The sequence below is a fragment of the Kitasatospora sp. NPDC030952 genome, assembly GCF_055571335.1.
In genome coordinates this window covers 309183-332240 of record NZ_JBVIFM010000006.1, presented here as the reverse complement: position 1 = coordinate 332240, position 23058 = coordinate 309183, and the positions used below count along the sequence as shown (strand labels likewise).

The 23058-nt window shown below is 74.3% G+C and carries 18 protein-coding genes; 12 read left to right on the top strand and 6 right to left on the bottom strand.

Annotation, left to right across the window (positions count from 1 at the left end; translation table 11 throughout):
- Nucleotides 1-9: 9 nt before the first annotated feature.
- The 3 genes from fdhD to ACZ47G_RS15030 form a co-directional block, all read right to left on the bottom strand.
- Nucleotides 10-867, bottom strand: a complete 858-nt coding sequence (gene fdhD, locus ACZ47G_RS15040) for a formate dehydrogenase accessory sulfurtransferase FdhD (RefSeq protein WP_465742595.1) — start codon at nucleotides 865-867, stop codon at nucleotides 10-12.
- Between the two features lie 160 nt (nucleotides 868-1027).
- Nucleotides 1028-1495, bottom strand: a complete 468-nt coding sequence (locus ACZ47G_RS15035) for a GreA/GreB family elongation factor (protein ID WP_465742593.1) — start codon at nucleotides 1493-1495, stop codon at nucleotides 1028-1030.
- Nucleotides 1496-1590: 95 nt separating this feature from the next.
- Nucleotides 1591-3744 carry a UvrD-helicase domain-containing protein gene (locus tag ACZ47G_RS15030; protein WP_465742591.1) on the bottom strand — a complete coding sequence of 718 codons (2154 nt, stop codon included), beginning with the start codon at nucleotides 3742-3744 and terminating at the stop codon, nucleotides 1591-1593.
- A gap of 213 nt (nucleotides 3745-3957) precedes the next feature.
- Between ACZ47G_RS15030 and ACZ47G_RS15025 the strand changes: the two genes are divergently transcribed.
- Nucleotides 3958-5400, top strand: coding sequence for a glyceraldehyde-3-phosphate dehydrogenase (locus ACZ47G_RS15025; protein WP_380461960.1), 1443 nt, complete (start codon nucleotides 3958-3960; stop codon nucleotides 5398-5400).
- A gap of 723 nt (nucleotides 5401-6123) precedes the next feature.
- A complete protein-coding gene (locus ACZ47G_RS15020) occupies nucleotides 6124-6651 on the top strand; it encodes a hypothetical protein (protein WP_465742589.1) in 528 nt (175 codons plus the stop codon).
- Nucleotides 6652-6668: 17 nt separating this feature from the next.
- Here ACZ47G_RS15020 and ACZ47G_RS15015 read toward each other — a convergent pair whose 3' ends face one another.
- Nucleotides 6669-7007, bottom strand: coding sequence for a hypothetical protein (locus ACZ47G_RS15015; RefSeq protein ID WP_465742587.1), 339 nt, complete (start codon nucleotides 7005-7007; stop codon nucleotides 6669-6671).
- Nucleotides 7008-7226: 219 nt separating this feature from the next.
- Between ACZ47G_RS15015 and ACZ47G_RS15010 the strand changes: the two genes are divergently transcribed.
- Genes ACZ47G_RS15010 through ACZ47G_RS15000 form a run of 3 tightly spaced genes read left to right on the top strand, consistent with a single transcriptional unit; the run spans nucleotide 7227 to nucleotide 13106 of the window.
- On the top strand, nucleotides 7227-8264 hold the full coding sequence (locus ACZ47G_RS15010; protein ID WP_465742585.1) for a hypothetical protein: 1038 nt from the start codon (nucleotides 7227-7229) through the stop codon (nucleotides 8262-8264).
- Between the two features lie 46 nt (nucleotides 8265-8310).
- Complete coding sequence (locus ACZ47G_RS15005; protein ID WP_465742583.1) at nucleotides 8311-10182, top strand: HSP90 family protein; 1872 nt, start codon at nucleotides 8311-8313, stop codon at nucleotides 10180-10182.
- The gene (locus ACZ47G_RS15000; protein WP_465742581.1) at nucleotides 10182-13106 is read left to right on the top strand and encodes a hypothetical protein; all 2925 of its coding nucleotides are present in this window, start codon (nucleotides 10182-10184) and stop codon (nucleotides 13104-13106) included. Before ACZ47G_RS15005 ends, ACZ47G_RS15000 begins: the two co-directional genes overlap by 1 nt.
- A 54-nt stretch (nucleotides 13107-13160) precedes the next feature.
- Here ACZ47G_RS15000 and ACZ47G_RS14995 read toward each other — a convergent pair whose 3' ends face one another.
- Both ACZ47G_RS14995 and ACZ47G_RS14990 read right to left on the bottom strand, forming a co-directional pair.
- A complete protein-coding gene (locus ACZ47G_RS14995) occupies nucleotides 13161-14474 on the bottom strand; it encodes a carbohydrate-binding protein (protein ID WP_465742579.1) in 1314 nt (437 codons plus the stop codon).
- A gap of 186 nt (nucleotides 14475-14660) precedes the next feature.
- Nucleotides 14661-15566 carry a LysR family transcriptional regulator gene (locus tag ACZ47G_RS14990; protein WP_465742577.1) on the bottom strand — a complete coding sequence of 302 codons (906 nt, stop codon included), beginning with the start codon at nucleotides 15564-15566 and terminating at the stop codon, nucleotides 14661-14663.
- Between the two features lie 93 nt (nucleotides 15567-15659).
- Here ACZ47G_RS14990 and ACZ47G_RS14985 point away from each other — a divergent pair, with 93 nt between their 5' ends.
- From ACZ47G_RS14985 to ACZ47G_RS14955, 7 genes are all read left to right on the top strand, one after another.
- Complete coding sequence (locus ACZ47G_RS14985; RefSeq protein ID WP_465742575.1) at nucleotides 15660-16640, top strand: DMT family transporter; 981 nt, start codon at nucleotides 15660-15662, stop codon at nucleotides 16638-16640.
- 10 nt (nucleotides 16641-16650) lie between these two features.
- The gene (locus tag ACZ47G_RS14980; protein ID WP_465742573.1) at nucleotides 16651-17559 is read left to right on the top strand and encodes a GNAT family N-acetyltransferase; all 909 of its coding nucleotides are present in this window, start codon (nucleotides 16651-16653) and stop codon (nucleotides 17557-17559) included.
- A gap of 28 nt (nucleotides 17560-17587) precedes the next feature.
- A complete protein-coding gene (locus tag ACZ47G_RS14975; RefSeq protein WP_465742571.1) occupies nucleotides 17588-18376 on the top strand; it encodes an aminotransferase class IV in 789 nt (262 codons plus the stop codon).
- A gap of 383 nt (nucleotides 18377-18759) precedes the next feature.
- A complete protein-coding gene (locus ACZ47G_RS14970) occupies nucleotides 18760-19233 on the top strand; it encodes a hypothetical protein (RefSeq protein ID WP_465742569.1) in 474 nt (157 codons plus the stop codon).
- Complete coding sequence (locus tag ACZ47G_RS14965; protein WP_465742567.1) at nucleotides 19230-20807, top strand: multicopper oxidase family protein; 1578 nt, start codon at nucleotides 19230-19232, stop codon at nucleotides 20805-20807. Before ACZ47G_RS14970 ends, ACZ47G_RS14965 begins: the two co-directional genes overlap by 4 nt.
- A 146-nt stretch (nucleotides 20808-20953) precedes the next feature.
- Nucleotides 20954-22312 carry a DUF2252 domain-containing protein gene (locus tag ACZ47G_RS14960; RefSeq protein ID WP_465742565.1) on the top strand — a complete coding sequence of 453 codons (1359 nt, stop codon included), beginning with the start codon at nucleotides 20954-20956 and terminating at the stop codon, nucleotides 22310-22312.
- A gap of 153 nt (nucleotides 22313-22465) precedes the next feature.
- A complete protein-coding gene (locus tag ACZ47G_RS14955; RefSeq protein WP_465742563.1) occupies nucleotides 22466-23008 on the top strand; it encodes a GNAT family N-acetyltransferase in 543 nt (180 codons plus the stop codon).
- Nucleotides 23009-23058: the final 50 nt, after the last annotated feature.

Genomic DNA, 23058 nt, shown 5'->3' with positions numbered 1-23058 from the left:
GCGGAACAGCTACTCGGCTTCCTGAGGGGTGCCGGCTTCCTGAGTGGTGTCGATCCGATCCGTGCGGGTGTAGACGTTCATCGAGTCGCCGCGCAGGAAGCCGACCAGGGTCAGTCCGGTCTCCTCGGCCAGGTCCACCGCCAGCGAGGAGGGCGCGGAGACGGCGGCGAGCACCGGGATGCCGGCCATCACGGCCTTCTGGACCAGCTCGAAGGAGGCCCGGCCGCTGACCATCAGCACCGTGCCGCGGGCCGGCAGCAGGCCCTCGCGCAGTGCGTGGCCCACCACCTTGTCCACCGCGTTGTGCCGGCCGACGTCCTCGCGCAGGCAGAGCAGCCGCCCCTCGGCGTCGAACAGCCCCGCAGCGTGCAGGCCGCCGGTGCTGTCGAAGACCTTCTGGGCGGCGCGCAGCCGCTCGGGCAGCGCGGCCAGCAGCGCGGGGGTGACCCGCAGGCCGTCCCCGGCTACGCTCCACGGCGCGGTGGTGCGCACCGCGTCCAGGCTGGCCTTGCCGCAGAGGCCGCAGGAGGAGGTGGTGTAGAAGTTGCGCTCCAGCGAGGCGTCCGGGGCCGGCACCCCGGCGGCCAGCACCACGTCCACCACGTTGTAGGTGTTGCCGCCGTCGGCCGTCGCCCCCGCGCAGTAGCGGATCCCGGCCAGTTGGTCGGCGGCGTGCAGCACGCCCTCGCTGACCAGGAAGCCGGCCGCGAGGTCGAAGTCGCTGCCCGGGGTGCGCATCGTCACGGTCAGCGGACGGCCGCCGACCCGGATCTCCATCGGCTCCTCGGCGGCCAGGGTGTCGGGTCGGTGCGAGGGCACGCCCCCGCGCAGTCGTAGCACCCTGCGCGGTACGGTCACTCGGCCCATCGTCGTCGGCTCCTGCCTGTCGCACCGGTCTGTACGGATGCATCCTCGCGCGTCGCCGCCGGTTCGGGGCAGGCGGGGTTCGGCAGCTCGGGCAGGTTCGGCAGGTCCGGCAGGTCCGGTGGGCCCGGCAGGTTCGGCAGGTTCGGTGGGTCGGCGTCGGCTACCCGCCGTCCCCCACCGCCAGCACCACCGCGCTCGCCGCGCCGCCCGGCGTCTCGTAGTTCACCGTCTCCCCGGCGTGCCGGCCCAGCAGCGCCTTCCCGAGCGGGCTGTCGTACGTCACCAGGGTCAGCTCCCGCTCCTCGGCCAGCTCGGAGATCTCGACGGTCTCCTCCTCGCCGTCCGAGAACCGCACCGTGACCGTCGACCCCACCCCGATCACGTCCGTGGACGGCGCCCCGGCCACCTCGGCCTCCCGCAGCCGCCCCTCCAGCTCGGCGATCCGCCGGTCCAGCCGGGTCACCTCGGACGCCCGCTGCAACTCGTCCGCCGCATCCGCCCGGTCACCCACCGGCTCCTGCCCGCTCAGCGTCGCGGCCACCTCCCCCCGCTCCACCCGCAGCTGCGCCAGCTCCTCCCGCACGGCATGCAGCCCCTCGGCACTGATCGGTTCCGGCCCACCGCTCATCGCAAGCTCCCGGGTCTCTGAGGGAACGCTCAAACACCGGTCGCCTCTCATTACCCCACCCCGCCGAACCCCCGGCAAATCCTCGGCGGGAATCCTCAGACCCGCCCCGGCAGGGCCGCCGGGACGACGGGTTCGAGGAAGGGGCTGGGGGTGCCGTGCCAGGACACCGCGAGCGCCTCCCGGGCCCGGGTGCAGGCCACGAACAGCAGGTTGAGCTCGCCGCTGAGGTCCTCGCGGTGCTGTTGCGGATCGGTGGACTCCGGGGTTAGCGCGGCGCGCATGGGCACCAGGCCGTCGCTGACGCCGACCACGGCGACGCAGCGGAACTCCAGTCCCTTCATCCGGTGCATGGTGCCGATCCGCACCCCGGGGGAGGGCGCGTCGCCCAGCACGTGGGCCGAAGTCCCGGCCTGCTCCAGGGCTTTGGCGATCTCGCGGCCGAACTGGGCGGTCCGGGCGGCGACTCCGATGTCGTCCGGGCCGATCCCCGAGGCGGTCCACTCCGCGACCCGGGCGACCACCGCCCGGATCTCCTCGGCCTTGTCGGCGTGGCCGCGCGCCTCGGGGTGGGCGCCGTGCAGGGTCGAGTGGTAGCCGACCAGGGAGTCCTCGCCGCCGTCCAGGTCGTCCGGGCGTTCGCCGGTGAGCAGGGACGCGGACCAGCTGAGGATCTCCTGGGTGGTGCGGTAGTTGATCCGCAGCCGGGCGGAGCGTCCGACCACCTGGATCCCGAGCGAGCGCAGCGAGACCTGGTGCCCGTAGATCCGCTGGTGGGGGTCGCCGGCCAGGAAGAGGTCGTCCGGTCCGGGCGCGACCAGCGCGCGCAGGAAGCGCCACTGCGCCGGGTGCAGGTCCTGCGCCTCGTCGACGACCACGTGCCGGAACGGGCGGTCGTCCCGTTCGTCGAGCGCCCGCGCGGCCCGCGCGCAGACCTGGAGGAAGGTGATCTCCCCGGCCTGCCGCAGGTCCTGCTCGAACGCGGCCACCGCGCGCCAGAGTTGGGCCCGCTGCAGGGGGCCCAACGCCGTACCCCGGCCGGCGCGGGGGGTCTTCAGGTACTGCTCGGGGCCCTCGATCGCCTGGGCCAGGACGACCTGGCGCCACTCCTGGTCCAGGAAGACGTCGCTGAAGTCGACCCCGAGCCGCCGCCCGACCCGGCCCCAACGGGCCAGCACCGCACGCTGGTTGGAGACGACCCGGAGCGGAGCGCCGCGGCGGGTGCGGCGCAGCACCTCGTTCGCCAGCGCGTCGACGGTGACCACCCGGACCTTCCCCCGGATCCGCCGGTCGGTGACCAGGAGGGTCAGGCAGCGTTCCAGCTCCGCGGCGAGGTCCGTGCTGAAGGTGGTGAGCAGCACCGAGCCGTCCGGGGCGTCCGGCGGCAGTCGGCGGGCCAGGTGGTAGGCCCGGTGCAGGGCCACCACGGTCTTGCCCGTCCCGGGGCCGCCGGTGACCCGGGCCGGCCCGTTGTACGAGCCCCGGTAGGCGACCCGGTACTGCGCCGGGTGCAGGAAGATCCGCCAGGCGTCGAACGGCCGCTCCAGGATCTCCTGCAACTCCTCCGGCCCGTCCACCAGGGCGACCCGGCCGCGCGCGTGGGCCATCGCCGAGACCAGTCCGTCCCCGGGCCGGGCCGTGCTCACCGGGGCCGCCGCCCGCGCGTACGCCTGGACGATCTCGCGGTCGATCTCGGCCGGTTCCATCCCGCTGGCGAGCCCGATCAACACGTCGAACTGCTGCTCCGGGAGCACCCGGTGGAGCGCCTCCAGGTGCGCCTCGTCGGGCAGCAGCCGGATGATCGGCAGGATCTCCTCGTCGATGCCCAGGCTGCGCAGCACCTTGTCCGAGCGGTCGGCGAAGAGCCGCTCGGGCTCGTCCGAGCCCAGGGCGCGCAGCGACGCGGAGGCGCGTTCCAGGGCGACGTCGTTGCGGATCTCGACGCCCTGGGTGGCGGCGTTCACGGAGGCCCGGTGCTTGACGGCCCAGTCGTTGGCCTTGTCGTGGGGGAGGACCTTCAGCAGCAGGTAGCCGTCGCCGCGGTCGGCCTTGAGGACGACGCCGCGCCAGAAGTCGGTGATCCGTATGGTCCGGATCCGCGCGTCCCGCTGGTTGGTGAGCTTCTCCAGGTGGGTGCCGGCGTGGGTCGCCCCGGTGAACTTCTCGAAGGTCTCGAAGACCCGCCGCTGCACCGACTTCTCCAGCGCCGCGAACTCCATCAGGAAGTCCCGGTGCATCCCCAGCGTCGCCACGCGGGCCCCCTCACGCCTCGGTCCGGTGGCCTCACTGTACTGGCCCCGATGATCACCCGCCCCAGGGTGGCGGTGATCACCTTTGGGGAGGGGTGGTGGGGGAAAGCGCAGGTCGGAGTGGTGGGCCGGAGCGGTGGGGGAGGGACCGGCCGTTGGGGCGCGGGCGGGCGAAGCTACCATGTGGGCAACACCCTCAGCTCGAAAGATGGACTTGTGACTGTCAACGACGACGTGTTCACGGACTGGAAGAACCGCGAGGAGATCGCGGAGTCGATGATCCCGATCATCGGGCGGCTGCACCGGGAGAAGGACGTCACCGTCCTGCTCCACAGCCGTTCCCTGGTGAACAAGTCGGTGGTCAGCATCCTCAAGACGCACCGCTTCGCCCGGCAGATAGCCGGCGAGGAGCTCTCGGTCACCGAGACCATGCCGTTCCTGCAGGCGCTCACCACCCTGGACCTCGGCCCCTCGCAGATCGACCTCGGGATGCTCGCCTCGACCTACCGGGCGGACGACCACGGCCTGTCGGTCGCGGAGTTCACCGCTCAGGCCGTCGCCGGTGCCACCGGTGCGAACAAGCTGGAGCGCCGGTCCGCGCAGGACGTCGTGCTGTACGGGTTCGGCCGCATCGGTCGGCTGGTCGCCCGGCTGCTGATCGAGAAGGCCTCGGGCAACGGCCTGCGGCTCAAGGCGATCGTGGTGCGCAACGGTGGTGGCGACGACCTGGTGAAGCGGGCCTCGCTGCTGCGCCGGGACTCGATCCACGGCCAGTTCCAGGGCACCATCACCGTCGACGAGGCGAACAACAAGATCGTCGTCAACGGCAACGAGATCACGGTGATCTACTCCAACGACCCGAGCGAGGTCGACTACACGGAGTACGGGATCAAGGACGCGATCCTGATCGACAACACCGGCAGGTGGCGTGACCGCGAGGGCCTGTCCAAGCACCTGCGCCCCGGCATCGCCAAGGTCGTGCTGACCGCCCCGGGCAAGGGCGACGTGCCGAACATCGTGCACGGCGTCAACCACGACATGATCAAGCCGGACGAGCAGATCATCTCCTGCGCCTCCTGCACCACCAACGCCATCGTCCCGCCGCTGAAGGCGATGGAGGACGAGTACGGCGTGGTGCGCGGCCACGTGGAGACCGTCCACTCGTTCACCAACGACCAGAACCTGCTGGACAACTACCACAAGGCCGACCGTCGCGGCCGCTCGGCGCCGCTGAACATGGTGATCACCGAGACCGGTGCCGCCTCGGCCGTCGCCAAGGCCCTGCCGGACCTCAAGGCGAAGATCACCGGCAGCTCGATCCGCGTGCCGGTGCCGGACGTGTCCATCGCGATCCTCAACCTGCAGCTCAAGCGGGAGACCGACCGCGAGGAGGTCCTCGACTACCTGCGGAACATCTCGCTGACCTCGCCGCTGAAGCGGCAGATCGACTTCATCGACTCGCCCGACGCGGTGTCCAGCGACTTCATCGGGTCGCGGCACGCCTCGATCGTGGACGCGGGGGCGACCAAGGTCGACGGGGACAACGCGATTCTCTACCTGTGGTACGACAACGAGTTCGGGTACTCGTGCCAGGTCGTTCGGGTCGTGCAGTACATCTCGGGGGTTGAGTTCCCGACGTTCCCGGTGCCGGCGGTCTGAATCGGTGGTTCGGCGGGGCGGTGACCTTTGGGTCGCCGCCCCGTCGGTGTTTTCCGCTGCGCGGGGCTGGTGTTGTGGGGGTGGGCTTTCGGGAGGGTGGGTGGCCGGGGGCGGTTCCGGGGGTGGGCGCTCCGGGGGCTGGGTGATTTTCCGACTGCCGACTCTGTGGGTGGGGGGTTGAGAGCGTTGGCAGTCTGAAAATCACCCGTCACGCCCCTCTCCGCACCCACCCCCTCCACCGCCCCCTTCCGCAGCGCGTCCCTCTCGCCTGGGTCGGGTGGGAGGGGAGGGGGAGGGGGAGGGGGAGGTGGGTGGGTGCTGGGGGTGGGTGGGGGTGGGGGTGGGGGTGTTGCGGGCGCGCGGGCTTTGCCCTGCGCGCCTGTTTGGTTGGGGGAGGGGGTGGGGCGGTTCGTATGCGGGGTGCTCGCTATCTTGAGGGGTCACGGACAGGCGTAAGGGAGTGGGCGCATGGGGATGGGTGGTCGGCGGGGCACCGTCGTGGTGGCGGTCGGGGTGCTGGCGGGTGTGTTGGTGGGGTGTTCTTCCGGTGGGGCGGAGGGTGCCAAGGGGGGTGCGGGGGTGGCTGGTTCGGCCACGAGTGCGGTTGCGGGTACGGGTACGGCTTCGGCGCCGGCTGTGGTGGGGTCCGCTTCTCCGGGTGGGGTGGTTGCGAGCTCCGCGCCTGCTGCCGGGGTTACGGGCAGTGCGGCGGCGCCTGTGGCGGTGCCCAGCGCGGATCTGGAGACGGCGCTGCTGGACGACAAGGTGGTCGGGCAGGTGTTGCCGGACGCCAAGGCGATGGCTGGGTGGCAGGAGGAGAAGCGCAGGGTCGACACCGCCGATCACTCGGTCACCTGTACGGCGGCGGCGCCGTGTACGGGGAAGGCGCTCAGTGGGTCGGTGCGGTTCTCTTCGGGGGATCTGGTGACGCGGTTCCTGGTGGAGACGCTGCCGAGTCGGGACGCCGCGAAGAGCCGGGCGAAGGAGACCTACGCGTCGTACCCGGTCGGGCCGTTCAGGAAGGTGGAGGCGCCGGCGCTGGGCAGTGAGAGCCAGGCCTTCGTGGGGCCGCTGGCGGACGGTGACGGGGTGAGCATCGTGGTGCGGTCGGGCACGGTGGTGGCGAGTGTGACCACGGAGGGTGGTCCGGTGGACCTGCCGGCGGCGCGGCGGTTCGCGGTGATGTTGGTCAACCGGATCGAACAGGCGCAGTCGGGGAAGGTGCCGGACGCCGGGCTCGGGGCGGCCTGACGGTCTCTGCGGCGGTCCTACGGGACGGCCGGCAGTTCGTGCAGGCCGAGGGCCAGCAGGGTGTCCAGTGCGCAGTGCGGCACCCGCCAGCCGGGCAGCAGGCCGGCCTGGCCGGTCAGCGTGGTGCAGGCGGCGGTGAGGGCGGCCTCGGCGGTGAGGAGGCCGTCGGCGAGGACGAAGGCCACGCCGTCCACGGCGGTCGGCCCGACCAGGATCCGGGCGTGTTCGATCCGCGCCGGGGCGGGCAGGCCGCGTGCCAGGGCGTCCCGGACGGCCTCCGGGGAGGGCGGGTGCGGGGTTGCCGGGGGGCCGTCGGGGTGCTGCGGGGCGCGCAGGTGGAAGCGAATGGCGTGCACGGGAGACAGCCTGACCGATCGTCGGTCCGGGCGGTCGCCTGCGCGGTGTCAGAAATCTGTCAGGCAGCAAGATGTCACCCGTTCCCGGGTGGCGGCCCATCGGCCGGGGACGGCGCTGGGCTGGGGAAACGGATGTCGGCCGGGCGTGATATGTACTCCTCTGGGGTGGCCACTGTGCGGCCATGCGATTGATGCCGATGATGTTCGAGGGGGCCACACATGCCGCTGTTCCGACGCCGCTCGGGCGGGGAGGGCGGGCAGGACCGGGCCGGCCGGCGCGGGTTCGGGTTCGGGTTCGGCAGACGGGCCGCCGAGGCGCCCGCCGCCCCGGGGGCCGAGCCGAGGATCGATCCGTCCTTCGGTGACGAGTCCGTCCGGCTGGTGCTCGGGCAGGCCGCCGCCGGGGACTGGCCGGCGCTGCGGCCGGCGCTGGCGGCCGCGGACGGCACCGAGCTGACCTTCCTCGCCGCGGCGGTCGCCGACACCGCCGGCGCCGAGGAGTGGACGGCCCGCGCGGTCGCGGACGCCCCCGACGATGCGCTGCCGCTGCTGCTCTCCGGCGCCCGGCACGTCACCTGGGCCTGGGAGGCGCGTACCGGCGCCCAGGCCAAGCACGTCACCGAGGAGCAGTGGAAGCTGTTCCACCAGCGGCTGGACGTCGCCGAGGAGCAGCTGCTGGAGGTCGCCGAGCGGGAGCCGTCCTGGCTCGCCCCCTGGTACTTCCTGCAGATCAGCGCGCGCGGCGCCTCGCTCGGCCCGGACGTCGCCACCGCCCGGTTCGAGGCCGCGGTGCGCCGCGTGCCCGGGCACGGCGGCTCGCACCGCCAGCGGCTGCAGCAGCTGTGCGCCAAGTGGGGCGGCTCGCACGAGGCCATGCACGAGTTCGCCCGCTCCTCGATGCTGGCCGCCCCCGAGGGCAGCCCGCTCGGCGAGCTGGTGGTGCTCGCCCACCTGGAGCGCTGGCTGGACCTCCCGGACGGCGAGGACCGCGCCTACCTGACCAGCCCCGCGGTGGTGGCCGAGCTGCAGGAGGCGGCGTTCCGCTCCGTCCTGCACCCGGACTTCGTGCCGGTCCGCGGCTGGCAGGGGACCTTCAACACCTTCGCGATGGCCTTCTCGCTGGCCGGCCAGCCGAAGACCGCCCGGCTGCTGTTCGACGCGCTGGACGGCCTGGTCACCGAGTCGCCCTGGCACTACCTGGCCGGCGATCCGGTCAAGGCCTTCCGCGCCCACCGCGACCGCTGCGCCGGGTACTGACGCCCGCTTCGAACGACACCCACTTCCGCGACCGAAAGAGCCTCCGGTGTCCCCATCCGACAACCCGACGAGTGCACACACCTTCCAGGTGGACCTGCGCGGTCTGGTGGACCTGCTCTCCCACCACCTCTACTCCAGCCCGCGGGTCTACCTGCGCGAGCTGCTGCAGAACGCGGTGGACGCCATCTCCGCCCGCCGCGCCCTCGACCCCGAGGCGCCGGCCGCCATCACCGTCCGGGCCGACGACGAGCTGTCCGTCACCGACACCGGCATCGGCCTGACCGAGCAGGACGTCCACACCTTCCTCGCCACCATCGGCCGCAGCTCCAAGCGCGACGCCGACGGCCGGCTGGACGGGGACGGCCTGGCCAGGGCCCGCGGTGACTTCATCGGCCAGTTCGGCATCGGGCTGCTGGCCTGCTTCGTGGTCGCCGACGAGATCACGGTGGTCACCCGGCACGCGGGCAGCCCGGACGCGCCGGTGATCGAGTGGCGCGGCCTGTCGGACGGCAGCTACACCATCCGCACCCTGCCCGCCTCGGCCAAGCCCGAGCCCGGCACCACCGTCACCCTCGCCCCGCGCGCCGACGCCGCCGAGTGGACCCGCTCCGCCCGGGTGCTCACCCTCGCCCGGGACTTCGGCAGCCTGCTGCGCCACGACGTCACCGTGATCGACGCGGGCGGCACCGCGCACCAGGTCAACCGCACCCCGCCGTGGGCCGAGCGGCACGGCTCCCCGCTCGCCCGGCGCGACGCGCTCGCCGAGTACTGCCGGTCCACCTTCGACTTCGTCCCGCTCGACACCATCGAGCTGGACCTCCCGCTGGTCGGCCTGCGCGGCGTCGCGTACGTCCTGCCCGACGCCGCCCCGCCCTCGCGCCGGCACGGCCACCGGGTGCACCTCAAGGGCATGCTGCTCTCCGACCAGGCCGACGAACTGCTGCCGGACTGGGCGTTCTTCGTCCGCTGCGTGGTGGACACCGACGGGCTGCGCCCCACCGCCTCGCGCGAGGGCCTGTACGCCGACGAGACGCTGGCCGCCGTCCGCGACGCGCTCGGCGCCCGGATCCGCGACTGGCTCACCGGCCTGTCCGCGAGCGACCCGGCGCTGCTGCACCGCTTCCTCTCCGTGCACCACCTGGCCGTCAAGGAACTCGCCCGCTACGACGACGAGTTGCTGCGGATGATGCTGCCCTGGCTGCCGTTCGAGACCACCGACGGCAACGTCACCCTGGACGAGTTCGCCCGCAGCCACCCGGTGGTGCTGGTGACCCGTACGGTCGAGGAGTTCCGGCAGGTCGCCCCGATCGCCGGCGCGGCCGGGCTCGGCGTCGTCAACGGCGGCTACACCTACGACCGGGACCTGGTGCACCGGCTGCCCGAGATCCGCCCCGGCGTCTCGGTGGCCGACCTCGACCCGGGCACCGTCACCGCGCACCTGGACACCGTCGACCCGGCGGCCGAGCTGGCGGCCGGCACCTTCCTGGCGATCGCCCGTGAGGTGGTCGGCCGGTTCGACTGCGACGTCGCCCTGCGCAGCTTCCACCCGACCAACGCGCCCGCCCTGCTGCTCGACAACCGGGAGGCCCGGCACGAGCGCACCCGGGCCCAACTCGCCGACGAGGCCGACGGGTTGTGGGCGGACATCCTGGGCTCACTGCGCGCCGAGGTGCCCCGCGCCCAGCTGGTGCTGAACCACCTCAACCCGCTGGTGCGCCGGGCCGCCACCGTCACCGACCGGGACCTCGCCGTCACCGCCGTCGAGGCGCTGTACGGGCAGGCCGTGCTGATGACCCGCCGCCCGCTCAAGGCCAGCGAATCCGCGCTGCTGAACCGTTCGTTCATCAGCCTGCTCGACCACGCCATGCTCGGCCACGAGGCGGCCGGCCCGGATCACCACGGCCCGAAGGAGGCGTGATGCTGGACACCCCCGACGCGGTGATGGCCGCGCTGCGCGAGAACGACGCCCGCCCCTACGGCCGCACCCGCACCGTCACGGCCGAGGAACTCGTCGACGCCGCCGAGCAGTTCGAGGACACCGCGCTCCGCGCGATGGCCCTGCTCGAACTCATGGAGGCCTACGAGTACGACGGCGAGCGCAGCAAGAGCCCGGTGGTCTTCGCCCGGGTGCTCAAGCTCTGGGACCAGGACCCGGACGGCTTCGGCGACTGGTCCCGGCACCAGGTGTACTGGCGCTTCAAGTGGGTGGCCACCGCGCTCCTGGACACCCCGGACGTCCCGCTGCCCGCCATCCGGCGCTGGCACACCGAACTGCGCGACCGCTACCGCACGGCCGGCTACGACCTCCAGCCGTACTACGCCCAGCGCTACCACCTGGCCGCGCAGACCGGCGTCGACGTCCAGGACGCCTACGAGCTGTGGGCCGCCCGCCCGCGCACCGAGCTGAGCGACTGCCACGCCTGCGAGACCCGCTCCCGGGCCGAGTACTTCCTGGCCGCTGGGGACGACGCCCGCGCGCTGGAGGTCCTCGCCCCGGTGCTGGACGGCCGCTCCGGCTGCGAGCAGGAGCCCTACCTCAGCCAGGCCACCGCCCTGCTGCCGCTGCTGCGCCGGGGCCGCACCGACGAGGCCCGCTCCGCGCACCTGACCGGCTACCGCTACGCCCGCGGCAAGGCCGCGATGCTGGCGGCGATCGGCCGGCACATCGAGTTCTGCGCGCTGTCCGGCAACGAGCCGCGCGGCCTGGAACTGCTCGCCGAGAACCGCGAGCTGTTCACGGTGACCGGCGAGCCCGCCGCCCGGCTGGAGTTCCTGACCGGCGTCGAGGTGCTGGTCGCCGCGCTGGCCGCGGCCGGCCACGGCGAACTCGCGGTCAGCGGCCCGGCCGGCACCGCCTGGACGGTCGACACCCTGCTCGCCCACCTGCGCGCCGAGGCCGACGCCCTGGCCGCCCGCTTCGACGCCCGCAACGGCACCGACGCGGTCGGCGCCGCCCGCCGCGCCCGGCTGGCCGCCGCACCGCTGCTGGCCGAGCCGCTGGCCCTGGGCGTACGGGCCGCCGCCGCGCCCGAGCTGGCCGCGGCCGGCCCCGCCGTCGCCCCGGCGCCGCGGCGCGCCGTCGAGGCGGAGCCGGAGGACTTCGCCGCCCTGGTGCGGCGGGCCCGCGAACTGGAGCTCCTCGGCCACCCGGACGCCGACCGGCTGTGGCAGCGGATCGCCGAACGCGCCGCCGCCGACGGCTTCGCCTTCCCCGCGGACGCCGGACTCGGCGGCCCCGAACTGCTGAGCGCCGAACTCGCCGAGCAGCGCGCCCACCGGGCCGTCCAGCGCGACGACTACGCCGAGGGCACGGCGGGCCTGCTGGAGGCCGCCGAGCTGTACCAGCGGGCCGGGCTGCCCGGCCCGGCGCTGATGGCCCGCACCCGGGCGCTGATCGTCGAACTCGGCGACGTCGAGGGCGTGGTGTCCGACTGGACGGCGCTGGACGCCGCCCTGGCCCGGGCCGAGGAGCTGCGCGCCGAGGGCGCGATGCCCGACGACGACTACCTGATCGTCCTCCAGGTGCGCGCCTACGCCGCCCACCACGACCTGGTCGAGGCGCTGCCCGAACCCGCCGCCGAGACCGTCGAGCGCTTCGAGGCGGCCGTCGGCGCCTACCGGCGCACCGCCGTCGAGCTCGGCTCCGCCCGTCGGTCCGCGACCTCCCGCCAGTACACCGCCGACGCCGCCGCCCGCCAGGGCCGATTCGTCGAGGCCGCCGCCGAACTGCGCGAGGTGCTGGACCAGTTGGAGGCCGCCGAGTTGCCCTGGCACACCCCGCGGGTGCTCGGCCTGCTCGGTCAGGTGCTGCTGCAGCAGGGCGAGGCCGGCCAGGCCGTCGAGGTCTTCCACCGGGCGCTGGCCGAGGCCGTGCGCTGGGGCGAGGACGGCTACCCGTACGCGCCGACGTACATGATGCTCGGCCACGCGAGCCTGCGGACCGAGGACCTGGGCGGGGCGGTGCGGGCGCTGTCGGAGGCCGCCGCGCGCTACGACCGGCAGGGCGCCGAGGCCGTCGAGGAGGCGGCCCAGGTGCGGCTGCAACTGGCCGACGTGCTGCGCGGCACCGGCCGGGCGGCCGACGCGGTGGCTGTGCTGGAGTCGGTGCTGGACGCCGCGGCCGCCGCCGAACTGGACGTCCGGATGCTCGCCCAGGCCCGGCTGGACCTCGCCCGGGGCCTGGTCGACCTGGAGGAGCACCGGGACGCGGCCGAGGAGTACCTGCGCCTGGCCGAGCTGGTCGCCGACTGGGAGGACCAGCAGACCCACACCATGGTCGCCTGCGAGGCCACCCTGGCCCTCGCCCGGGCGGACCGCTGGGACGCCGCCGAGGCCGCCCTCGGACGGGCCCGGGAGGCGCACGGCAAGGCCCCGCAGGTCGACCAGCTGGCCGCCACCATGCGGGAGTTGGCGCAGCTGATGATGTGCAACCGGGGAGCGGAGCAGTTGGACGCCGCGCTCGCCCTGCTGGCCGAGGCGGACGCCGTCGGCGAAACCGCCGAGCGGCTCGGCCAGGAGTACAGCGGCTGGTACCTGCGCGGCGGTTCGCACTACGAGCGGGGCCGCTGCCTGGCCGTCGCGGACCGGCACGAGGAGGCGCTCGCCGAGGTGGAGCGGGCGATCGCGGTGTACGAGCAGGCGGACGAACCGGCCGGGTCGGCGCAGGTCGAGTCGCTGCGGGCGGAGGCCGTCCGGCTGGCCGCGCTGATCGAGGGCGACCTCGGCCGCCCAGGGGCGGCGGTGACCCGACTGACCGCCGGCATCGCCCGCTGCGAGGCGGCCGGGCTGGCCGAGGCGGCCCGGGTGCTGGCCGGGCTGCGGGAGCGGTTCGCGGACAACTGACGTACGTGCGGCGGGCGTTCACCACGCCCGCCGCACGTCGTTCGGCGGCCCGGGTCAGCAGGGGCCGTCGTCGCCCCAGACGCCCCACTGGCCGCTGGCGCTCGGCACCTCGTTCAGCGTCCACCACTTGGCGTGGTAGTCGTGCCCGTTGTACGAGACCTTGGCGCCCGCGGTGTACGTGGTGCTCGCGCTCCACGCCGGGGCGGTGCACGTCCCCGGGTTGCCGGTCGGGCTGCCGGTGGGCGTGGTCGGCGGCGTGGTCGGCGGCGTGGTGGGCGGGGTCGCCCCGGCGAACTTCACCGTGTACTTGGTGAAGTCCCAGTCGCTCTGCGCCACGCTGGAGCAGGAGCCGGACAGGCCCGGGTCGACGTTGCCCGCGCACTGGCGGTCCCGGTTGACCGACCAGAAGGTGTAGCGGGCCAGGCCGTGCGCGGTGGCGAAGTCCAGCACGCTCTGGAAGTCGGCCTGGTGGAAGTACTCGGCGGCGTCGGTGCGGCCGTTCATCATCGACACGCCCTCGTGGGCGTACGCGGTGGCCTCGTTCCAGCCGAAGGTGGTCTGCAGGATCTGGTTGAACTTCACCAGCGCGTCGGTCTGCGCGGCGGCGCCGTTGAAGCCGCCGTCGAACGGCATGATCGAGTAGTTGTTCGGCGTGAAGCCCTCGGACTTGGCCTCGTTGAGCATCTGGGTGCCGAACCAGCCGGTGCCGGCGTTGGTCCCGGCGGTGGTGATCGAGATGTACAGACCGGGGTTGTTCTGCTGGAGGATGCGGGCCGCGCCGATCTCGTTGTGGATGGCGGCGGTGTTCTCGTACTCCGGCTCCTCCAGGTCGAAGTCGATCGCCTTGAGGCCGTACTTGGTGACCACCTGCTGGTAGCCGGCGGCGGTCGCCTCCGGGGTGCCGCAGACCTGGCCCAGCTTGGTGCCGCCGTACCCGCCGACCGACACCGAGACGTCCCCGCCCTTGCCGCGGATGGTCTGGATGACGCCGGGCATGGTGGTGTCCGAGTCGATCGAGGAGGTGCCGCCCCAGGCGGGCGAACAGCTGTTGCCCTGGGCGAGGATGAAGGCCAGTTGGAAGGCCTTCTGCCCGGTCGCGTCCATCACGGCGGCGGCGTCCGGCGGGCTGTTGTCCTCGGGCATCAGGTACGGCGCGGAGGCGTACCAGTTGCTGCCCAGGCCGGCGCCGGCGGCGGTGGAGGCGGAGGCCGGGCCGGTGCCGGCCAGTGCGGCGAAGCCGCCGGCGACCAGGCCGAGCACACCGGCCACGGCGAGGGCGGTGCGGCGGGGGCGGCGTCCGCGCAGGGCGGCGGACGGTGGGGCGGTGGGCTGTGGGGCGGCGGGCTGTGGGGGAAGAGCGCGCTCCATCGGAGGCCTTTCCAGGAGACGGCGGTGTGGGGTGACGGGCCTGGTCGCGCCGGGTGTGGGGGTGGCGGGACGGCCGAACGGACCGTCGGCGGCGGGTAGTTGCCGAAGGTCATCACTGGTATAGACCTGTTGGGGAATGGTGGTCAACCCCAAAGAGGTCAAGCCGCCCGGGTGAGGGGAGAGGCCCTAGGCCTGGACGGGGGTGCTCAGCCCCACGAGCAGCCCGTCGAGCGTGGGGGACGCGAGCAGTCCGCTGACTGCCGGGGACCAGGGGCGGCCGGTGGGGCCGGTGAGGGTCAGGGTGCGGTGCACCGCCGGGCGGATCGGGACCAGGACGCAGTCGGCCGGCAGCATGGTCAGCGCCAGGGCCGGCATCACCGAGACTCCGACGCCCGCGTGCACCATGCCGATCAGCGTGTTGAGGTCGCGGATGCGGTGCCGGGGGGTGAAGCGGGTGCCGGCCCGGCGGTAGGCCTCGCGGATGTGGCGTTCGCAGCCGCCCTCCGAGAGCAGGAAGTCGTCGTCCTCCAACTCGCCCACGTGGACGGTCTCCTGGCCGGCCAGCGGGTGGTCGCGGCGCAGCAGGGCGTGCATCGAGTCGGCGCCGAGGGCGACCGCCCCGGGCGGCAGCGGGCCGGCGTCGACCAGGACGGCCGCGTCCACCGTGCCGGCCTCCAGCCAGGTGGGCAGCTCGGCGTCCTCGCCCTCGAAGACCCGTACGGTGACCTGCGGGTACGCCTCCTTCCAGGCCCGCAGCAGCCCGGGCAGCAGGGCCTGGCAGACGGTGGTCGGCGCGGCCAGCCGGACGGTGCCGGTGGGGCCGCCGGAGTGCCGGGTGGCGATGGTGCGCACCGCGGCCGCGGAGGCGACGGCGGTACGGGCGTGCGGCAGCACCTGCTCGCCGAGCGGGGTGGGGCGGCACGGGGCGCCGCGCCGCAGCACGGGGGCGCCGAGCGAGCGCTCCAGCGCGGCGACGGCGTGCGAGACGGCGGACTGGCTGATGCCCAGTTCGTCGGCGGCGGCGCCGAAGCCGCCGGTGTCGGCGACCGCGACCAGGGCCCTGAGCTGGGCCAGGTTGACGTCCTGGGCCATGAGACTTCCTCATCCTCGCCGTACCGCCACTTGTTGGACTCATGTTCCGCCGCGGGGCCACCCTCTGTCCAGCAACACCGGACGGAGAGGGAGGTGGTCGGAGTGCGGCGCTGGTGGCCGGGCTTCGTGGCACTGTCGGTGATCTGGGGCGCCAGCTTCGCCCTGATCAAGGTGGCGGTCGACGCGGGGGTGCCGCCGGTCTGGGTGGCGCTCTGGCGCAGCCTGCTGGGTGCCACCACGCTGTGGGCCGTCCTGCTGCTGCGCGGCGGACGGGCCCCGCGCGACCGGGCGCTGTGGGGGCACTCGGCGGCGGTCGCGGTGCTGCTCAACACCGTGCCGTTCACCCTGTTCTCGTTCGGCGAGACCAGGGTGAGTTCGGTGCTGGCCGGGGTGATGAACGCGACCACCCCGCTGTTCACCCTGCTGTTCGCGGTGCTGATCGTCCCCGAGGAGCGCCGCCCGGGCGCCCGCCGGCTCGCCGGCCTCGCGCTCGGCTTCGTCGGGGTGCTCACCGTGCTCGGGGTGTGGCGCGGCCTGGGCGCGGGCGAGCTGACCGGCTCCCTCGCCTGCCTGGCCGCCGCCTGCTGCTACGGCGCGGGCTTCGCCTATCTGCGCCGCTTCCTGTCCGGCCGACCGGAGACCGTCACCACCCTCTCCGCGCTCCAGATCACCTGCGCCACCGCCGAGTTGGCCCTGATCGCGCCGGCCGCCGGCGGAGCCCCGCACTGGCCGGGCGGGGCGGCCGCGGCCGCCCTGGTGGTGCTCGGCGCCCTCGGCACCGGCCTGGCCTACCTGCTCAACCTCGGGCTGGTCCGCGCGGCCGGCACCGCCGTCGCCTCGGCCGTCACCTACGTCATGCCGCTGTGGTCCACCGCCCTGGGCGCCGCCCTGCTCGCCGAACCCGTCGGCTGGAACGCCCTGGCCGGCGGCGTCCTGGTGATCGCCGCCGTCGTCCTGAGCCGGCCACCCGGGGCCCGGCCCGCGGCCGTCCCGGAGGACGGCCGGTCCGGCGGCGCGAGCCGGCCTGACGTTCGGTACCCGGCGGATTACGGGTCGTGCCCGGAGGGCCGCTAGGGTGGCCCCCGTGGTGAGGTCGTGGGATGCGGCGGTCGAGCGGGCGCAGGACCGGTTGGCGGCGGGGGTGCGGTTGCGGGCGGCCGCCGAGGGGGAGGAACGGCGGTTCGCCCTCTGGGACTTGGCGTCCCTGGTGGAGGGCGTGCTGGGCGAGGTGGTGGATCCGGACGCGCTGGATCCCGCGGCCGAGCGCGGCTGGCGGGAGCGGCTGGGGGAGAGCGGCCGGGAGTGGCCGGGCGGGGAGCTCTACCGGCGCCGGTACTGGATCCGGGACGAGCGGGACGCCGCCGTCGGGACGGTCGCGGTCGACAACTGGACCAAGGGCCCGAGCCAGCTCGCCGTCTCCTCCCTCTACGTACGGCCCGATGCGCGCGGGCGCGGGCTGGCCGCCGGGGCGCTGGACGAGGTGTACGCGGCGGCCGCCGCCGAGGGCCTGCCGGGCTTCCGGCTGGAGGCGCACTGGGCGTGGCAGTCGGCCGTCCGCTACTACCTGCGCCGCGGGCTCTGGGTGGTGGGCTGGAAGCGCTCGCTGTCCTTCGCCCGGATGCCCCAACTGCCTCTCCATCAGGTGCGGGAGGAGGACGGCCGGCTGCTCCTGCTGGTCGCCGACCGGCAGCGCGGCTGGGTGCCGATACTGGCCGCCGGGCAGGAGGGCCGCTGGCTGCGGCTGGACGAGACGGCGGACTACCGGGGCTGTGACGGCTGGGTGCACGAGTACGCCCGGTCGACGCTGGCGCTGTACCTGGCGCTGGCGGGCCGTCCGCTGGTGCGCGGCCCGCAGTGGTGGGCGGAGGCGTGGCGCTGGGCCGAGGCCGGCGAGCCGGAGGGGCTGGCCTACAAGATCGAGGAGTTCGAGCAGACTGCCCGTGGTACGGGCCGGCCGGTGGCGAGCCCCTACCGCCCGGTAGCGGCACCCTAGCCGCCCCCGCGGCTGGCAGACTCGGGGAATGGCTGAGATCGAGATCGACGGCGCGCCCGCCGACCCGGCGCGGCTCGCCGCCCTGGGGCTGCTGAACTACGGGCACTTCACCACCCTGCGGGTCGAGGCGGGCGGCGTGCGCGGTCTGGCACTGCACCTGGATCGGCTGGCGAGGGACGGCCGGGCGCTGTTCGGCGTCGAACCGGACCGCGCGGTGATCCGGGAGCGCATCCGCGCGGTGCTGCCGGCCGACGGCGCGCCGGTGATCGTCCGGGTCACCGGCTACGACCCCGCGCTGGGCCTGGAGCGCCCGGCCGCCCCGGCCGCCCCCGTCCTGCTGGTGACCACCCGCCCGGCCGGGAGCACCGAGCCGGCCCCGCTGCGGGTGCGGACGGTCGCCCACCGGCGCGAGCTCCCGGAGGTGAAGCACGTCGGCCTGTTCGGGCTGGTCCAGCACCGCCGAGCGGCCCAACTCGCGGGCTACGACGACGTGTTGCTGACCGATGACGACGGCCTGGTGCTGGAGGGCGCGACCTGGAACGTCGGCTTCCTGGCCGGGCGCCGGCTGGTCTGGCCGGAGGGCCCCAGCCTGCCCGGCGTCACCGGGGCGCTGCTGGCCGGCGCGTACGGCGGCCCGCAGTCCCGGGAACCGGTGCACGCCGCCGGGCTGGGGCGCTTCGACGCGGCCTTCGCGGTGAACGCGGGCGTCGGGCTGCGCCCGCTGGCCGCCGTCGACGGCACCGCCTTCGACCCCGGCCACCCGCTGCTGGCCGAACTGCGCGCGGGCTATCTCGGGATCGCCGCCGACCGGGTCTAGGGTCTGTCTTCAAACTCCCGTCGTCCGCCCGGAGGGCGGGCGGGGCGGCGTCGGGGTGCGTGCATCGCAAGGCGGAGGAGGGAGCCACTGCGGAGCATTGGCGACCGACGACAACGCGGCGAGGTGCGTGCACCGGTGTCGCCCCGCAGACGCGAGTTTGAAGACAGACCCTAGGGCCCTGCCCGGCGGCCCCGGCCCGCTGGAGGAACGCTGGAGGAGCGCCGGAGCGGATCGTCCGCACGGGTGACAAACCCCGTGGTAACCGGGCGCAATGGAACGGCGGGATGGTCCGATGTCCCTTCGGCTGACTGGTCATGACGCATGATCAGCTGCGCTCCCGACCCGCCCCGCCCGCCCCGCCCGAAGCAGAGAGTAGCCCCGACATGAGCAGTCCTCCTGCCGCCCCCGCGCCCCGTTGGCCGCTGATCCTCCTGCGCGGCACCGCCACCACCCTGGCGCTGCTGGCCGTGCTCCAGACGATGCTCGCCGGCAGCTTCCTCAACGGCACCTACGACTCCCTCAAGGACCACGAGGGCAACGCGATGACGCTGGCCACCGTGGTGGTGATCCAGCTGGTGGTGGCCGGGTTCGTGCGCCGGCCCGGCGGCGGCCCGCTCTGGCCGCTGTGGACCACCGCCCTGCTCGCCGTCGCCGTGATCGGCCAGATCGGCGCCGGCTACGCGCGGGCGACCGGGGTGCACGTCACCCTGGGCGTGCTGCTGGTCAGCGGCATCCTGTTCGAGCTGGTCGGGGCCTGGCGGCTGCCGCTGCCCGCCCGGGAGGGCCGGCCCGGCGCGGGCCCGGACGGCAGCGGACGGCTGCCGCGCCCCGGCGGGCCGCTGGAGGTGAAGCGGTGAACCGTCGCCGCTTCCTCGGCCTCGGCGCCTCCGTGCTCGGCGCGGGCGCGCTGACCGCCGTCGCCGTGCCCTCGGCCGCCCGCCTGTTCGCCGAGGGCCGCCCCGGGCGGCTGCTCGACAGCGACCTCGACCTGCCCGCCGCCTTCCAGACCCCGCTGCCGGTGCCGGCCGTGCTCCAGCCGGTGCGCACCGACGGCACCAACGACTACTACGAGATCACCCAGCAGGTCGCCGAGCTGGAGATCCTGCCCGGGGTGAAGACCGAGGCCTGGACGTACGGCGGCACCTACCCCGGGCCGACGCTGGTCACCCGCTCCGGCCGGGCCGCCGTGGTGAAGCACCGCAACCAGCTGCCGGTGCCGTCCGTGGTCCACCTGCACGGCGGCCACACCCCGGCCGACAGCGACGGCTACCCGATCGACCTGCTGCTGCCGGTCGGCTCCACCGCCTCCGCCGCCCCCGCCGCCTCCGCGATGGACGGCATGCCGGGGATGCGGCACCAGAGCGGCCACAACGTGGTCGGCGAGCGCACCCACACCTATCCGGGCAAGCAGCGCGCCGCCACCCTCTGGTACCACGACCACCGGATGGGCTTCACCGGCCCCGGGGTCTGGCGCGGTCTGTCCGGGTTCCACCTCGTCCAGGACGACGAGGACGGCGCCCTGCCGCTGCCGCGCGGCGAACGCGACCTGCCGCTGATGCTCGCCGACCGCGCCTTCGCCGCCGACGGCTCCTTCAAGTACCCCTCCGCCGACGCCTCGCCGGCCGTCCCGGGCGTCACCGACGACTACATGAACGGCGTCCTCGGCGACGTCATCCTGGTCAACGGCGCGCCCTGGCCGCGCCTGGACGTCGACCGGGCGCACTACCGGCTGCGGCTGCTCAACGCCTCCAACGCCCGGCTCTACCGGCTGGAACTGGACCCGCAGCCCTCCGGCGGCGACGCCTTCGTCCAGATCGGCTCCGACGGCGGCCTGCTCGCCGCCCCGGTCGGCCACGACGCGATCGAGATCGCCCCCGCCGAACGCTTCGACGTGGTGGTCGACTTCTCCCGCTACCCGCCCGGCACCCAGGTGCGCCTGCTGAACCGCTTCGGCAGCGGCCGCACCGCCGAGGTGATGCGCTTCGACGTCTCCTCCCGGGCGGTGACCGACGACGCCAAGGTGCCCGACAAGCTGTCCGCCGTCGAGGAACTGGACGCCGCCGAGGTCGTCGCCACCCGCGACTTCGCCTTCCGGCGCAGCCGCGGCGACGGCTGGACCATCAACGGCGACCCGTACCAGCCCGGCCGCAGCCTGGCCACCCCCGCCCTCGGCAGCGTCGAGCGCTGGCGCTTCTCCAGCGACGTGCACCACCCCGTGCACGTCCACCTGGACCACTTCCAGGTGGTCGGGCGCAACGGCGGGGACCCCGGACCCTGGGACGCGGGTTGGAAGGACACCGTCGACCTGCGGCCGGCCGAGGCGGTGGAGGTGCTGGTGCGCTTCACCGACTACGCGGGGACGTACATGGTGCACTGCCACAACCTGGAGCACGAGGACATGGCGATGATGGCGGACTTCACGGTGGGGTGAGCCCGCCCGAGGTCTGGTCTCCCGGCCCCGGCTCATCCGATCGGCCGAGTGCCGGAGGGCGCGGTGGTGCGCCCTCCGGCACGCGTGTCCTAGCGTCGTGGGGAGGTGTGCCCGCCCCGGCACCCTCGACGGACGGAGCCGCCGCCATGACCACCCCCGCCGAACGCCGCCGCACCGGGCGGGCCGCCCGCGAGCGGGTCTCCCGCTCCGAGCACGGCCGCTGGATCCCGGCCGCGGACCGGCCCGACCCGCTCGGCGTGCTGGAGGCCCAGGGCGCCGACCGGATCACCCGGCTGCTGCCGATCCGCTACGGCCGGATGGCCGACAGTCCGTTCGGCTACCTGCGCGGCGCCGCCGCCGTGATGGCCGCCGACCTCGCCGCCGTCCCCGACACCGGGCTGACCGTCCAACTCTGCGGCGACGCCCACCTGTTGAACTTCGGGGTGTACGCCTCGCCGGAACGCGCCCTGCTCTTCGACGTCAACGACTTCGACGAGACCCACCCCGGGCCCTTCGAGTGGGACGTCAAGCGGCTGGCCGCCAGCATCGCGGTCGCCGCCCGCGGCAACGGCCAGGACGACGAACGCGCCCGGCGCGCCGCCCGTGCCGCCGTCCACGGCTACGCCACCGCGATGCGCCGACTGGCCGGGCTCGGCGAACTCGACGTCTGGTACAGCCGGATCGACACCGCCGACCTGCTGCCGCTGATCCGCGGGACCGGCCGGCGCAAGGCCGTCCGGGCCGACCTCGACCACGCCCGGCGCCGCACCAGCCTCCAGGCCTTCGGCAAGCTCACCGAGGAACGCGACGGGCGGCGCCGGATCATCGGCTCGCCGCCGCTGATCGAGGAGCTGAAGCGGAACGAACTGCGCGCCACCGGCCAGGTGTTCAGCGACTACCGGGCCACCCTCGCCGAGGACCGGAGAGTCCTGCTGGACCGCTACCGCTTCGTGGACGCGGCGATGAAGGTGGTCGGCGTCGGCAGCGTCGGCACCCGCTGCTACATCGTGCTGCTGGAGGGCCGGGACCTCCGCGAACCGCTGTTCCTCCAGCTCAAGGAGGCCGGCCGGTCGGTGCTGGAGGACCACCTGCCGCCCGGCCGGGTGGACGCCGAGGTCGCCGTCCACCACGGCGGGCGCCGGGTGGTCACCGGACAGCACCTGATGCAGGCCGCCAGCGACATCTTCCTCGGCTGGACCACCGGCCCCGCCGGCCGGCACTTCTACGGCCGCCAACTGCGCGACATGAAGGGCTCGGTGGACGTCGACACGATGACCCCCGGCGGGCTGCGCGGCTACGCCGACCTGTGCGGGCGCGCCCTCGCCCGCGCCCACGCCCGCACCGGCGACCGGCTCGCCATCGCCGGCTACCTGGGCAGCGCCGACACCTTCGCCGAGGCCGTCGCCGACTTCGCCCTGCGGTACGCGGACCGCACGGCGGCCGATCACCGCGAGCTGGTCGAGGCGATCACGTCGGGGCGGGTCACCGCGACCCGGGGCGTGTGAGGGCCGCGGGCCGGGGCGTGTGAGGGTCGCGGGCCGGGGCGTGTGAGGGTCGCGGGCCGGGGCGTGTGAGGGTCGCGGGCCGCGCCGCCCGCCCGTACCCGCCCGCCCGTAATCCCGCTTGTCCGGGCGGGCGGGGTGCCGTTGGGTGGGGGCATGAACGAACTGCGCACCTACCGCCTGCTGATCCGCCGCTGGCGGGACGCCGATCTCGCCCCCTGGGCCGCGATGAACGCCGACCCGGAGGTCCGCGAACACCTCGGCGGCCCGCTCACCCGCGAGCGGAGCGACGCCTCGGTGGCGCGGTACGAGGCGGCCATCGAGCGGCGCGGGTACGGCTGGCTGGCCGTCGAGGTGCGGGAGAGCGGCGAGTTCATCGGCTTCGCGGGCCTGGACGACGTCGAGGAGCAGGCCCCGGTCGCGGGCGTGGAGATCGGCTGGCGGCTGGCCCGGCAGGCCTGGGGCCACGGCTACGCGACCGAGGCCGCCCGCGCCCTCCTCGGGCACGGCTTCGGCGCACTCGCCCTCCCCGAGGTCCTCGCCCTCACCACCGCGGGCAACCTGCGCTCCCAGGCCGTGATGCGCCGCCTCGGGATGACCCACGACCCCGCCGACGACTTCGAGGACCCCGACGTACCGGAGGGGCCGCTCCGGCACACCGTGGTCTACCGGCTGCGGGCCGGGGCGTACGCCGGCTAGGCCCTGTCCGGCCGACCTTGCCTGCGCCGCCCGGATTGTCGGTGGGCTGT